General features: G+C 43.5%; 12 protein-coding genes and 4 tRNA genes. 9 read left to right on the top strand and 7 right to left on the bottom strand.

What is annotated here, in order from left to right; translation table 11 throughout:
* Positions 1-448: 448 nt before the first annotated feature.
* From Q1A86_RS15090 to mutY, 6 genes are all read right to left on the bottom strand, one after another.
* Positions 449-524, bottom strand: a tRNA-Thr gene (locus tag Q1A86_RS15090).
* Positions 525-576: 52 nt separating this feature from the next.
* Positions 577-652: transfer RNA gene (locus tag Q1A86_RS15085), tRNA-Phe, on the bottom strand.
* A 1,173-nt stretch (positions 653-1,825) separates the two neighbouring features.
* Positions 1,826-1,901: transfer RNA gene (locus Q1A86_RS15080), tRNA-Thr, on the bottom strand.
* Between the two features lie 52 nt (positions 1,902-1,953).
* A tRNA-Phe gene (locus Q1A86_RS15075) sits at positions 1,954-2,029 on the bottom strand.
* Between the two features lie 482 nt (positions 2,030-2,511).
* Positions 2,512-2,790 (bottom strand): oxidative damage protection protein, encoded by a 279-nt coding sequence (locus Q1A86_RS15070; protein ID WP_299808033.1) that lies wholly within the window; start codon positions 2,788-2,790, stop codon positions 2,512-2,514.
* Positions 2,791-2,792: 2 nt separating this feature from the next.
* Entirely contained in the window at positions 2,793-3,857 is a 1,065-nt protein-coding gene (gene mutY, locus Q1A86_RS15065) for an A/G-specific adenine glycosylase (protein ID WP_299808031.1), read from the bottom strand.
* A 273-nt stretch (positions 3,858-4,130) separates the two neighbouring features.
* On the opposite strand from mutY, the gene trmB reads away from it, so the two are divergent.
* The 7 genes from trmB (at position 4,131) to Q1A86_RS15030 (ending at position 11,749) form a co-directional block, all read left to right on the top strand.
* The gene (trmB, locus tag Q1A86_RS15060; protein ID WP_299808029.1) at positions 4,131-4,844 is read left to right on the top strand and encodes a tRNA (guanosine(46)-N7)-methyltransferase TrmB; all 714 of its coding nucleotides are present in this window, start codon (positions 4,131-4,133) and stop codon (positions 4,842-4,844) included.
* A gap of 50 nt (positions 4,845-4,894) precedes the next feature.
* Positions 4,895-5,221, top strand: a complete 327-nt coding sequence (locus tag Q1A86_RS15055; protein ID WP_012154366.1) for a YggL family protein — start codon at positions 4,895-4,897, stop codon at positions 5,219-5,221.
* Positions 5,221-6,135, top strand: coding sequence for a glutaminase B (glsB, locus tag Q1A86_RS15050; protein WP_299808018.1), 915 nt, complete (start codon positions 5,221-5,223; stop codon positions 6,133-6,135). The genes Q1A86_RS15055 and glsB overlap by 1 nt, the downstream gene beginning before the upstream one ends.
* A gap of 229 nt (positions 6,136-6,364) precedes the next feature.
* Positions 6,365-7,180, top strand: a complete 816-nt coding sequence (locus tag Q1A86_RS15045; protein WP_299808016.1) for a YggN family protein — start codon at positions 6,365-6,367, stop codon at positions 7,178-7,180.
* 387 nt (positions 7,181-7,567) lie between these two features.
* Entirely contained in the window at positions 7,568-8,509 is a 942-nt protein-coding gene (locus tag Q1A86_RS15040) for a LysR family transcriptional regulator (RefSeq protein WP_299808014.1), read from the top strand.
* A 673-nt stretch (positions 8,510-9,182) separates the two neighbouring features.
* Positions 9,183-9,479, top strand: coding sequence for a hypothetical protein (locus Q1A86_RS15035; protein WP_299808012.1), 297 nt, complete (start codon positions 9,183-9,185; stop codon positions 9,477-9,479).
* A gap of 266 nt (positions 9,480-9,745) precedes the next feature.
* Positions 9,746-11,749 carry a hypothetical protein gene (locus tag Q1A86_RS15030; protein ID WP_299808010.1) on the top strand — a complete coding sequence of 668 codons (2,004 nt, stop codon included), beginning with the start codon at positions 9,746-9,748 and terminating at the stop codon, positions 11,747-11,749.
* A 145-nt stretch (positions 11,750-11,894) separates the two neighbouring features.
* On the opposite strand, the gene Q1A86_RS15025 is transcribed toward Q1A86_RS15030, so the two are convergent.
* The gene (locus Q1A86_RS15025) at positions 11,895-13,037 is read right to left on the bottom strand and encodes a TDT family transporter (protein ID WP_299808008.1); all 1,143 of its coding nucleotides are present in this window, start codon (positions 13,035-13,037) and stop codon (positions 11,895-11,897) included.
* 186 nt (positions 13,038-13,223) lie between these two features.
* On the opposite strand from Q1A86_RS15025, the gene Q1A86_RS15020 reads away from it, so the two are divergent.
* Positions 13,224-13,730 carry a LysR family transcriptional regulator gene (locus Q1A86_RS15020; RefSeq protein WP_299808006.1) on the top strand — a complete coding sequence of 169 codons (507 nt, stop codon included), beginning with the start codon at positions 13,224-13,226 and terminating at the stop codon, positions 13,728-13,730.
* Positions 13,711-14,109 (top strand): hypothetical protein, encoded by a 399-nt coding sequence (locus tag Q1A86_RS15015; RefSeq protein ID WP_299808004.1) that lies wholly within the window; start codon positions 13,711-13,713, stop codon positions 14,107-14,109. The genes Q1A86_RS15020 and Q1A86_RS15015 overlap by 20 nt, the downstream gene beginning before the upstream one ends.
* The last annotated feature ends 51 nt before the right edge of the window (positions 14,110-14,160 follow it).

Raw genomic sequence — 14,160 nt, 5'->3', positions numbered from 1 at the left:
CCCGAACCCGGAATCGAACCAGGGACACGAGGATTTTCAATCCTCTGCTCTACCGACTGAGCTATTCGGGCAACTAATCGCTACTAATAGTATGCGTTAGATTTGCTACTTCAAACTAAGCTTTAAAAGCCTGTCTCGTTTGGAGTGCGCGTATAATATAGCGATGTTTTAGAAGGTGCAAGTGCTTTTTTTGTTAACTGGGCAAATTGTAACCCAACGTCTTGTTTTACATGTCTTGTTGATTAAAAAAACGCTAATAAACGGGTGTTAATTTTGTAAACTGAATAACTCGTTAATAACCTTGGGGGAAAGAATTACCCTGATTGGTATTAGCACGCATCACTATGTTCTTACCTATAAAGGTTAGGAGATGCTGATACTCAGACTGGATTTATGGATGTTTCGCAGATACAAAAAAGCCACTCATTGAGTGGCTTTTTTGTTTTTATGGTGCCGGCACCAAGAGTCGAACTCGGGACCTACTGATTACAAGTCAGTTGCTCTACCAACTGAGCTATGCCGGCTTATTTGCTTAATAAGTTATCTAATCAAGTTAGTGAACTCATTAATAAATGTTGGTGCCCGAACCCGGAATCGAACCAGGGACACGAGGATTTTCAATCCTCTGCTCTACCGACTGAGCTATTCGGGCAACTAAGCGATACTAATCGTATGCGTTAGATTTGCTACTTCAAACTGGCTTTAAAGCCTGTCTCGTTTGGAGTGCGCGTATAGTATAGCGATGCTTTCTAAGGTGCAAGTGCTTTTCAGTGCGACTGCGCAACAAATAGACTCCGCATGAGTTTGCTGCTTATTTTTTCTCTTATTCGAAGCATATTCCACCGGTTCTATGGCGTTCACTATAAAGATTTGATTGCTCAGCGAGAGTTTAGCGCATTTGATATGCGCTCATTAGTTACTCCCCGCAATGGCGTATGCAGTTTCTTCGTTAAATTTTTCCATATCGCTCAGACATCGGCCTTACATCACTCGTGCATCACTCTAGTTTCGGTCCTTTTTGAACTCGTATCTTCTAGAAACATATAATGGTGCACTTCTTCTGTGAACTATGGGGGCATTTGCTGCATCAGATCTCTTATGTGTGGGAGGGCCCTATGAATGTCGGGAAGATGTAATGCAATACAGAAAGTAACGAGTGAAGGAGATAGTCAAGCTGGCTTTAAGTATTGTTAATACTGCATTGGATAAGCTAAGACTGACCAGCAAAGAGTTTTTTTGGTTATACGCTGCTTTATTCAATTGCTTCATTCATCCGCTTTTGAATTAATGTGCCAATAACACGCAGATATTTTGGTTTTTATACTGGTTATTGTTGGCCGTAGGTAAGCAATATCTAGCTGTTTTTTGCTCGGATAATGATTTGAATTACTTTAGAGAGAAGGGCTAGCGTAGAAGTGTAATACCAATCAGTATAAAGATTTGGTCGCTCAGCGAGAGTTTAGCGGTTCTGATGCAAGGTCATTAAATGCTCCTGCATTAATGACATTCACCACATCCATGTGGTTTGCCACGAGTGAAGAGCATAGTTGAACTAGGGTTAAGCTCCCTCTTGAACCTTAGAAGTCACAGCAGCTGAGTCGCTAAAACTCGCCATTCTGGAGCGTTTTTGGCTACCTACTTCAGCGTTGAACAGCTTTACAAGGGGATAGCCACTCTTACAGCTATTCGCCTTGAATTAGTTTGCCAAAAGCCGCTCTGCGTAGATCAACTTCTTATACTGATTGGTATAAACGTTGAAAATAATTAAGGCGCAGGAATTTCAGATACAAAAAAGCCACTCGAAGGAGTGGCTTTTTTGTTTTTATGGTGCCGGCACCAAGAGTCGAACTCGGGACCTACTGATTACAAGTCAGTTGCTCTACCAACTGAGCTATGCCGGCTTATTTGCTTAACCAGTTAACTAATCAAGTCAGTAAACTCATTAATAAATGTTGGTGCCCGAACCCGGAATCGAACCAGGGACACGAGGATTTTCAATCCTCTGCTCTACCGACTGAGCTATTCGGGCAACTAATCGCTACTAATTGTATGCGTTAGATTTGCTACTTCAAACTGGGCTTTAAAGCCTGTCTCGTTTGGAGTGCGCGTATCTTATAGCGGTGCAAAAATTCCCGCAAGAGCTTTTTTACTTAATACAGACTGTTCGCTTAGTTTGTGTGCAGTATTTCAAATTGTGAACAATCATGGAGGCATTTATGGTTAAAAACTGGCTAGGGGCTAGTGAATTCGGTGCTTTAGTCGTTAATTTAATCATTGTATTTTAAAGCTGGCTGAAAAACTGTTCGCTTTGTTTATGATTTGGCTTTAGATATAACGTCTAATCAGAGTGGTGGGGGAATTTGCGGCTGTTAACTGAACATTGGGTAGGGGCAGGATGCTTAAAAGTCTAGCTTGGGCTGGCCTAGTCGAAATAATTGGTGGCTGCAAAATAAAAAGGCGCCGCTTAATTTAAGCGACGCCTCTATCGTTTCATTTTAGACGTTTTGATGCTTACTCGTCATCTTTTTGAGGGACGTAACCCTCAATCTCAACGTCTTTGCCTTCAAACAGAAAGTTTACCATCTGCTCTTCAAGAAATTTACGGTCACCAACATTCATCATGTTAAGTTTCTTTTCGTTGATCAACATGGTTTGCTTTGACTGCCAAAGTGCCCAGGCTTCTTTACTGACATTGTCGAAAATACGCTTTCCCAAATCGCCAGGGTAAAGCTGAAAACCTAGGCCTTCTGCTTCTTTGTTTAAATACACGCAGTTTACTGTGCGAGCCATGATTACTCCTTATTTAATACAGAACCTAAGTCGGCCAAAATTCGCTCGGTGGCCGAGGCTAAACCAACTTTAGGTGGATGAGTTAAGTTATACCAGACAGTGGATGTTTGTTCCATGATCTGGTTATCGCTATGCCCTGTTGCCCGTATGAGTACAGGCTGGACATCGAGGTGAAAGTGGCTAAAGGTGTGTCTAAATCCTGTTAGTTCAAGCTCAGAACTCACCTTTAGTTGTTTGTCTTTTATATAAGTATCTAACTCTTGGCGTTGACTAAACTGCGGGAAGCACCAGAGTCCGCCCCAAATACCCGCCGAAGGACGCTTCTCAAGCTGCACTTGATGATTATCTTCAATGACTAGCAGCCAAGCCGATTTTTCAGGAATGGTTTTCTTTGGTTTTTTACCCGGATACTCGCTCTGACGACCGCTTAACTGAGCCTTACAATCGATTGCTACTGGGCATTGAGCGCAGTTAGGTTTTGAACGGGTGCATACCGTTGCACCGATATCCATCATGGCTTGGTTATATTTTTGGATATCTTTTGCTGGGGTTAGGCTTTCAGTTAATAGCCAAAGTTGCTGTTCTACTGGTTTTTTACCGGGCCAACCTTCGATTGCGCCATGGCGCGCCAAAACTCGCTTCACGTTACCGTCGAGAATGGGGAAATTAAGCCCAAGAGATAAAGACAATACCGCGCCAGCGGTGGAACGGCCAATACCTGGCAGCGCTAAAACATCATCAAAGTCGGTTGGAAACTCACCACTAAACTGTGATTGCATGGTTTGGGCTGCTTTATGTAGATTTCGTGCGCGGGCGTAATACCCAAGCCCTGTCCAATAGTGCAGCACTTCATCTTGTTCGGCGTTTGCTAGGGTATCGATATCAGGAAATCGCGCGATAAATTTTTCGAAATAGGGGATAACGGTAGCAACCTGGGTTTGTTGTAGCATGATCTCTGAAACCCACACTTTATATGGGGTTTTAGTGATTTGCCAAGGAAGCTGTTTACGACCGAAGTTGTCGTACCAAGTAATAATTCGTGTTGAAAAAGAGGCGGTAGTTTTCATCGGCGCAGTGTAACTTTAGCCTTGGCGATTAACAAGCCAACACTTGTGCTTTATTAAGGCAAAAATGATGCAAATTACGAATGGATACGTACAGTGCTTGAGCACTAAAACAAGTTATTTGCGGGCAAACTAAAGCTGTCGCTCGCACAAACTGAGATTATTGGTATAATTTCGCCACAATAAGGCTTGCACTGAAGGTTTAACTTTGGATAATGCCTTTCTTTTTTTAATAATAGCTGTCTAATGCTAGAGCAGCCTTAAGTGAGGGCGAAAATGAGCGACGTAACAACCGCTGAATTCAATGAAGAAGGTAAATACCTTCGCAAAGTGAGAAGCTTTGTATTGAGAGAGGGGCGCCTAACTAAAGGCCAGGCTCAAGCAATGGAGCAGCAGTGGCCAATAATGGGCCTAGATTACACTCCAGAAGCAATCGATTTAGTCGAAGTGTTTGGTCGTGAAGCGGATACCGTTTTAGAGATCGGTTTTGGTATGGGCGCGTCTTTAGTCGAAATGGCTAAGGCTGCTCCAGAATTAAACTTTATCGGTATCGAAGTACATAAACCAGGTGTTGGTGCTTGTTTGGCTGAAGCTGCCGAAGCGGGCGTGACTAACCTACGTGTTTATCACCATGATGCGATTGAAGTTCTAGAGAACAGCATTGCCGAAGGCAGCTTGTCTCGTGTACAACTATTCTTCCCAGATCCTTGGCATAAGAAGCGTCACCATAAGCGTCGTATCGTTCAGGCGCCTTTTGCCGAATTGATCCGTAGCAAACTTAAAGTTGGCGGTGTATTCCACCTTGCAACCGATTGGGAAAACTACAGCGAACATATGCTGGAAGTGATGACTGCGGCACCTGGTTATAAAAACCAGTCTGCTACAGGTGACGTTGTTGAACGTCCTGATCACCGTCCACTAACCAAATTCGAAGCGCGTGGCCACCGTTTAGGTCATGGTGTTTGGGATCTTATGTTTGAGCGAGTTTAATCGCTCAACAAAACATATACTTTAAAAATAAGTTATCTAGGAGAACAACCATGGCAGCAAACCGTAGCCGTCGCTTACGTAAAAAATTACGCGTAGATGAGTTCCAAGAGTTTGGATTCGATGTTAACTGGACATTCAATGAATCAGTAACTGAAGAGCAAATCGATGCAATCGTTGATCAGTTTATCGATGAAGTCATTGAGCCAGCAGGTCTTGGTTATCATGGTGGTGGACACAAAGAGTGGGAAGGTATTATTGCCACTCAAGATATTGGTAAATGTACAGAAGAGAACCGCGCAGCAGTTAAAGCATTCTTCGATGCTCAACCAGTATCAGATCTAGAAATTGGTGAGCTTTTCGATATTTGGTGGGGCTAATGCCTGAATTGGCATTACTTGAAGAGATCGTCGAAAAAGTGCGACCTCTTCTTGGACAGGGCAAGGTAGCTGATTATATTCCAGCCCTCGCCCAAGTTGATGCTAATAAGCTAGGTATTGCAGTGACAACCTCCGACGGTGTCACAATAGGGGCTGGAGATTATCTCGAGCCCTTTTCAATTCAGAGTATCTCTAAGGTGTTCAGCCTTACCTTAGCGCTTATGCTGTATGAAGAAGATGAGATTTGGTGTCGAGTCGGTAAAGAGCCGTCTGGTCACTCTTTTAATTCTCTAGTACAGGTAGAATTGGAAAAAGGCGTTCCTAGAAATCCATTCATCAACGCTGGCGCGCTGGTTATCGCCGATCTCTTACAGAGCCGACTCGGTGCACCAAAGCATCGTATGCTGGAGATTGTTCGTGGTTTAAGTGAAAACCAACGACTCGGTTACGATAAAGTGGTTGCTGCATCAGAGTATCAACACAGTGCGAGAAATGCCGCGATTGCTTACCTGATGAAATCATTTGGTAACTTTAATAACGACGTCGATACCGTACTGCACAGTTACTTTCACTATTGCTCGCTTCGTATGAGCTGCGCAGATCTATCCAGAGCGATGTTTTACTTGGCTAACTCAGGTAAAAGTCTAGCTGGAAAACAACTTATTACACCCGTGCAAAATAGACAGTTAAATGCCTTATTAGCCACGTCAGGACTTTATGATGGTGCTGGTGAGTTTGCCTATCGAGTGGGCATGCCGGGTAAAAGTGGTGTGGGTGGTGGAATTATTGCTGTTATTCCTGGTGATATGTCTGTGTGCGTATGGTCACCTGAGCTGGACGCTAACGGTAATTCCTTGGCTGGCACGGCAGTGTTAGAAGCCTTGAGTCAAACCTTAGGTCGTTCAATCTTCTAGTTTTCCTTCGTTTAATTTTTACCTCTGTTTCAATCTCTGCGGGTTGTGATATTTGGCCAATTATTAGTTTGATTGGCCAAATATGTTGTTTAACCGCGAGTCAACACTCACCAGTATTAATTGTAAAGCCTTTGTAAACAGTTGCTTATTGTATCTGGCACGGTCTGTGCTTTATATTCTATCAAGATTGAAAAAATCATACAGACAATAGCGATAAAGGACTTATGCGATGAAAAAACTACTTACCTCTGTTGGGATCTCTGCCGTATTGTTGTCGGCAACTAGCCTACAGACCGTTGCTGCTCATAGCGACCATGATATGACTAATGAGTGCGAGGTTTCTCTTAACTACGACGTTACAGTGGAGCCGAAGAAACTGATTATCAGTGAAGTCGGTGAAGAAAAGTATCGTATCGAAATGGATAAGTTGTTTGTTAATGGCAAGCAAGTTTCACTCAATAGCGAGCAGCAAGCATTAGTAAATCAGTATTCGCAGGAGGTTTCTGCACAGGTCCCTGAAGTTATTTCACTGGTTAACGATGCTGTTGAGATGGCATCAACGGCAGTGAGCTTAGCCCTGACGCCACTATTAGGTGATAGCGCGGGCGCTAAAATTGACGAGATGATGGCAGGACTTGAGCAGCGTATCGAAAAGGTGGCTTACCAGCATGGTGATAAGTTTTACCTCGGCTCAACAGAGTCTTCTTTAGAAGATGCTTTTGGCGACGAGTTTGAGCAAGAGATGGAAGAGTTAGTGCAAAACTCTTTAGGTAGTATGATGATGACTCTTGGTGCACAGATGATGTCGGGTGATGGCGATAGTTTTGAGCAAAAGATGGAGTCGTTCTCGGTAAAAATGGACTCAATTGGTGAAGAAATTGAGATGCAGATGGAGCAACAAGCCGAAGACATAGAAGCTCGTGGCGAAAAGTTATGTGAAAACTTCAAGTCGCTTGTGGCACTAGAAAAGCAATTACGCGATGAAATTCCTCAACTTGCTAATTATCCGTTAGTTGAATCTGCTAATACAAGGTTACTTGAGTGAGCCGGCTTTACAGGACTCTTTGTACCGATTGTCATTACTAAATGATTTGATTTAGTAAATATAAGAAGTAAACCTGTTGCTTTTGACTGTCTTGCAACGCCCCCTGCATCCCACCTTTGTGCAGGGGCTTTTCCGTTGTGAGGTATAATCGCTATTCAACTTTGTCGTTACTACCACTCTAGTATTAGCCTAAACGACTTAATTTGATGAGTTATGAGGATTTTTTGGTATACTTCTAAAAATAAAAACAAAAACCAATATTTGGTTAAATAATAAAAACTCTACTCTAACGTACGCGTATTCACTTAAGATATTGTTTTTATACAAAATAACATGTCTTAGCGATGGAAGTACTATTACTCTCGTAAACACCTTAAGGCGATTTACATGTTAGAACTTTTAGAACCGATCGCAATTTTCACCCATGTGGCTCGAGCGGGGAGTTTTAGCTCGGCGGCGAGAAAGTTAGGCATATCAAAGTCAAAAGTCAGTACCCAAGTAGCCGATTTAGAGCATAAATTGGGTGTTCAGCTTATCCAACGTACCACCAGAAGCTTGAGTTTAACGGAAGCTGGGCAGCTGTTATATACCCAAGGTGAAGAACTACTAAGGGATGCCGATCAAGCCGTTGCCAGCGTGCATAATCTTAATGACGCTACCCGCGGCGTATTGAAAGTGGGTATTTCCCAGTCTTTCGGTACCATGCATATCATTCCTGCTTTACCCGAATTTATGGCAAGGCATCCAGAACTAGAACTGCAAGTAAGCTTACTTGACCATAAGGTTGACGTGGTCAGTGAAGGTCTAGATTTACTGCTTACCATGTCAGAGCAATTACCCTTAGGTATGGTCGCAAGACCATTAATGAAGTGCCAATTTTTACTCGCGGCCTCGCCATCATACGTTGAGCAGCACGGTGTTCCTAGCCGCCCAGAGCAGCTGGTGGATCATAATTGCTTGGTTTACCAAGGTGAGTGGCATGAGCATAGCGTATGGCAGTTTAAGCAAGGCGATGATTACTGTGAAATTGGCGTAACAGGTAATTTCAGAGTCGATAATGCCCCAGCGCTTAAGTCGGCTGCAGTGAGCGGACTCGGTGTGGTTTATCTAGCGAGTTACTTGCTTGAAGATGAACTTGAAAAGGGGACGCTAGTTCCTATTCTTGAAGATTGGCAATTAACTCATCACTTGCCTCTGCAGGCTGTTTATCCAAGACGTAAACATTTGGCTCCTAAGGTGAGCGCCTTTATTGATTTTATAAAAGATCATATCGGCACCCCGCCATATTGGGATGAGCCCTTAAAAGAGTTGTATGCAAAGCGTAAGTAAAATGGGGAAACATTGTTCTATATTTGGGATGGTGTAAAACCAACTGAATCCCAGTTGGTTACTATCTCTTATTATTCAATGTTTTAAGCTGAAATTTTTGGTCGTTTACTCAAGCTGAACTCAGTTTTTAATAAACAACTTAAAATCATTTCAGTTGCAGTTTGTTCTCATTTTAATACAATTGTAACCAGTTGATTCAAAAAATTCTGAGTCCTATAGCATAATTGAGAATGACCCCTCTCACTTATGCTATACAGAGCCGCTATAAGCAGTTTTGTGTCAATGCTGGTAGGCTTTAATAACTAAAACAATACCAGCCTTAAAACCATCATCCTAGTTTGGTTTACCCCGGTTTTTAACCGGGGTATTTTTCTACCTATTCTCAATCTCTCCTAGCAAAATCAATATATCAGCCAGTTATTGCCTCGGCATCACTCATATTTTCTTGTTACAAATGCAATCAAACTAAGCGCAATAAAACTGATCCTCAGGCGTTCTAGTTAACAGTAACGACTGACATTACATCCGTGAAGTATGAGCCGAGAGTAATGCAGTGAGTTACCTTTGGGTATGCTCTATCTCAGCATAAAATTGAGCGCTGAAAGGCCGCGAATACCAGCCTTCTATGAGCAATACCTAGCTCGGAAATCATCGGATATAGAAGGATGGAACAATGAATATTCTCAACAGAAAACAGTATTTTTTGCTGCTCGCCGTGTTAATTGCATCGACCAGTGGCCACGTGTTTGCTAGAGGTGGAGGGCAAGGTTTTGGTGGTTACAATATCATTAGTAAGGCCGAGCTCGAGGCTAGCTGGAATGGTCAAGCTGGCTCCCAACATACGGCCATCAGAGGTGTAAAGGTTCAGTGGTATGCGGATGTATGTGGTACAGCGAATGGCCATGTCACAGAGGTAAATGATTGTATGAGTGATAAGAAGAAACAAATGACTAAGGATAGGGGGCAATAATTCAATTTTTTTGTCATAGTTACTCGCTAGAGCCAAGATTTGTAGTCAAACTTGGCTTATTTTTTCCTATTATTTTTTCATATTCTCACTTTCTAACGCTCTTTAAGCATTAAACTTGCAAGCCGATCTACTGCTTATTTTAAGAATAATGCTCTTGAAATTAACGCTTTAACCACCTTAAACTCTAAGTGAAATTGAACCGTCTATTCACACACTTCACACACTCCGATTCGTAGCGCCATTTATTTTATGAGACGTGTATTACATTGAATAATTTTATAAAGTCGTTTTTTTCTCTTTCCGCGGGTTCTGAAACCGCATCAGAAGCGACCTCAAAACAAGCCTGCCAACATGAATACTCTTTTCAGCACCATCGTTTATATTACGACGGACTGATCCAGCTACAAGTTGTTAAACGGACTGGATTCAATGTTGAGCTGCATAGTCAGTTTGAACTGCTTGCTAGCCGTAATTGTGAGCTATTACTGGCTGAGTGGCTTGATGATGAGCGCTTTATTGCTGTGGACTCAATAGGGCGGATTTTTAGTGCTGTATTTAATCTTGCCGACTCGAGCAAGGTTAGCCTGTCAGCTATAGCATCGCTGGACCTGTACCCGACAGAGGATGCTTGCATCAGCAATGGTAAACTTTGGATCGTTGGCGCGAAACAGGGCGGGCGACGCGGCGCGAAGTCATTATTCTGTGTCGATACTGCATTCTGTTGCGAAAATGCGTTAGCACCAGAGCGATCCATGCAGAGCTCTGAAAAAGTTAACTATTTTGAGCTTAATGCGGCGAACATCACTCGCTACGAAATGCCATTTAAGGTTGTTGATGGCAGCATGGTGTGTGTTCAAGGTGCTGAGTTTGTATTTTATCAGCGTGAAAAACGCCGAATGCATCAGCTGGTGAGTTTTAATCCTATAACGGGTGAGACTCAGGTGTATCCGCTCGAGGGCAAGCCTGCACCGACCGAGATCTCAGTGCGAAATACTTTCTTTATGGATAAAGAACGCGGTGTTGCGCTACTTGCCAATACTGAGACTGTTAGTTTATTAGAGGCTACAGTTGCTTCTGAACTAAGTGTAGAGGCACTCGAATCTGTCAGTGAGAATCCCTATTTTAACTTTGAACTGCAGCTTATCGATTTTAAGCAGAGAAAAGTAATGTGGAGCCGTAAAGTTAGAGCGCTTAAGCCATCGCAAATCTGTGCGGATTATCAGGCTGAAGAACTAGTAGAATCATTAACTGCGATTGCTGCTGGCGATAATAGTTCAAGTCTCCATGATGAGTTGCAAACGTTTACTGAATGCCTAACATCGGCAAGTGTCTCGGCCGATGGCAACAGTATCTGGCTAGGTTGGCAAGATGGCGTGGTGCAGCAGTTGTCGTTAACCGGTGAGTCTATATTACCCTTGTATAAATTGATGCAAGATAGCAGCAATGCCAAGCTGCGCTCCATACAAGTATTTGGTCATGAGCCCGTTGTGATTAAAGCTCAAATGGATAAGCAATTAATAGTGGCAGTGGGTGAAGATGAAGATGCGTGTATTTGGCAGATGCCGCTTGAAGATAAACAGGCTGAAGCAAATCACAATACAGCTAGTGAATGTCAGAACCTGAATGAAAGCTACAAAGAAAATTCAGCCAACAATCTTGTCTCAGTTGTCTGCCAGCCAGTGACGTTAAGCTTAGCGATGCCTACTAGGCTCACAGAAGTACCGACCTTGAATGGCCAAGTCGATATTTGTCTGCAAGATGTCAATGATAATGCAGCAAAGGTTGGCTCGCTGGAAAAACTTAATGCTCTTATGCCAAAACTTGAGGCCCATTACCTTAAGAGTGGCCAGACATCGCTATTTTTTGGCTTTGTTAATCAGCAAGTCAATGGCTGTGCAGTCCTGAGTGAATATGACCTGTTTGCCTCGGCAGCTTACGATGAAAAGGGCGCTGAGTTATTAGGGAATATTATTAAGCAGTTTGCTAGTTGGAGCTGCGCCGCCGATTTGTCGGGATTGAAAGGCGCACCAATAATGGCCGATGCGGTGCTAGGTCTAGCTGATAAGGGGCAGTATTTAGCGACTCTTGCCGAGTACTTTATCGCCATTGGTAGCCAAGAGCCCATTCATCCATTTCATGTAAACAGGACCATGATAGTGATCCGTGAGCAACATGCCGGTACGCCTGAGCTCGCAGACTTTATGGCGAAAGTGCCATGGCCTTGGAATGATAAAAGCTTTACTGTGCCTCATGTCGGTGATTATGACTAAATACTCGCAGAGCTCTGGGCTCAGGACTCTGGGCTCATGACTTGGGTCTTGAGAGTTAGGCGTTAGTAGTCAGTACTCAGTTTGATATGACCTCGGCAAGGTGCCTAGCTCCTGCCAGCGGAGCGGTTGCGTTCGCAAGGTGTGGTTAAAGCTGACCTTTCTTAGATACAACGTGGGATGAGGTGGTTGGGTTTTTCATAATATGGCCACCTTTCAAGCCTTTTATAGTGCCAATTGCCGCAATGAGCCAAGCGCAGATTAAGCCCACAAATAAACTAATTGCCGCCCACTCAAATGCTTCTAGTTCCGTATGTAATGCCAGCTGGCTTGTACCTGTAACGCAAGTGCCTACGGGGAAAGTAAATGCCCACCAAGTCAATGCAAAGGGCATTTTTCTACGCAGTGCACGCAATGTCAGTAAGCTCGCCAATATCGACCAGAAAAAAGCAAAGCCCCACACCGGCACGCCATAAAGAACAGCCATCGTATTCATGGCTGTGGCTATCGGTTCGTCGACCACAAGCAGCGCCGCAGTTCCTAGTGCACCAGCTGCGGTAATCGACTGACCTAAAGGTCCTAAGATTATCCATAGGGTAGGGACTCGTGCTCCACCAGATGTTCCCGAGTGAACTAGGCGGCTCCATATCATAGTGATAATAATAAGGGCACTCAGTAAGCTAACGCCAAACAAGGCATAGCAGGCGTACAGCAGAGTCTGTTGCATAGCGAGAGTTGGCGCGTAGGGGATTAACATGGCGCCAATGGCCGCCGAGACCATAGGTGGGACGACGGGCATTAGCCAACCGCCAAACGCCGCGTCACTGCGGATTTTATAATGGGTGAAAAGACGAAATGTGATAATCACGGCTGTTGTTATCCCGCCAAGAGTACCAATAAACCAGAGTACCCAAGCTATGGTTATTGACGTCTCCGGGGCCATGATTTGTGGCCCGAACAAGATGGTGCCTCCTGCGACCGTAAGCATTGCCATTGGCGGCGCTCCGAAAAACTGTGCCATTACCGGATCATTGAATTGTCGCTTGATAATATGGGGCCTGATAATTGTCTGAATAACCTTTATCAGTAACATGGCCACAAGCATCAGGGCGGCGAGTAGCCAGATAACAAATCCTAGGCCGCTTAAATCTTTACCAATTATAGGTAAACCGACTGCGGCGTTAGCAATGATCCCGGTACCCATTACTGAGGCAAACCAGTTTGGCCCTATCTCTGTACTTAGTTCTGGATTTAGTTCTCTATTGGGCTCGACTTGAGTATTGTCAGGCATATGTCCCCTTAACCGCTAATTTTCCAATTAATGTAACAACCACAACGATTAAAACTTCACCTATCTAAAAATAAGTTGTTTGTGATGATAAGTACAATTTTGAATTGCAGTGGCTAAAGATATTGAACTAATAAGATCTGCTAAGTGTCTATTTATACTTTTTGACTCGTTTAACCTGGGTGGCCCTTGAAAAGAAATATTTCAGATTTGAATCAAATCAGGTTGTTACTAGATTTAGTTCATACTAAAAACATGAGCCGCACCGCACAGCGCTTAGGTAAAACGACCAGCGCCATATCTAAAAACTTACAGCGATTACGTGAAGAGCTTTGCGACCCGCTTTTTATCAGACAGTCATCTGGTTTAGAGCCGACAACATATGCATTAACACTTGCCGCCAAATTGACAAAGATTCAAAAGGATATTGATGCTGCCTTCGATTCAGACTCATTCGAGCCTAGGTTGTTTAAAGGTAAAATTACCTTAGCTGCGAATGCGGCGTTAATGCACCTGTATCGAGGGGAGCTGCTGTTAGCGTTAACAGAGCAGGCGCCTATGGCCAATATTGAAATTGTTCAATGGCAAGAGGACAGTTATCAGAGAATACTCGATGGCAGTATCAATGCAGGGCTACATTTTTTGAATGAGAATTGCACGCAATCTATTATGCAACATGTTCTTCCAACGACATGAGATTGTACTCGTCACAGGAGCTAAGCATACTGCGTTAACCGCCAGTGAGGCTTTATTATCTCCGCTGGCAATCCTGAAAATCCCAGGTTGGAATACAGACATAGTGCGTTTCTCTCGATATCTATATAAAAGAGAGGTTGAGCATAGTGTCCGTTTGCAATGTGAAGACTTACCTAGCTTGTTAGCTTGCCTAGAACACAGTAGCTATGTATCACCGTTACCGAGCTTTCTATGCACAGGCAACTTAAAAGTACTCCCCTTAGATGAGCCGGGCAATGAGATGAGTTCTGTGGTGTGTATCCCTTCTACCCATAGAAACGAGCCACTGTATCAATGGCTCGTTGGACTCATTAAATCACTCATGCCTGTAAAGTCATGACTATAGACAAGCTCACCTATTGCTTAACGAGTTTATTGGCGATAATCGCCG

The sequence above is a fragment of the uncultured Shewanella sp. genome, assembly GCF_947497935.1.
Classification (GTDB): Bacteria; Pseudomonadota; Gammaproteobacteria; order Enterobacterales; family Shewanellaceae; genus Shewanella.
This window is presented reverse-complemented; position numbering and strand designations above follow the sequence as displayed.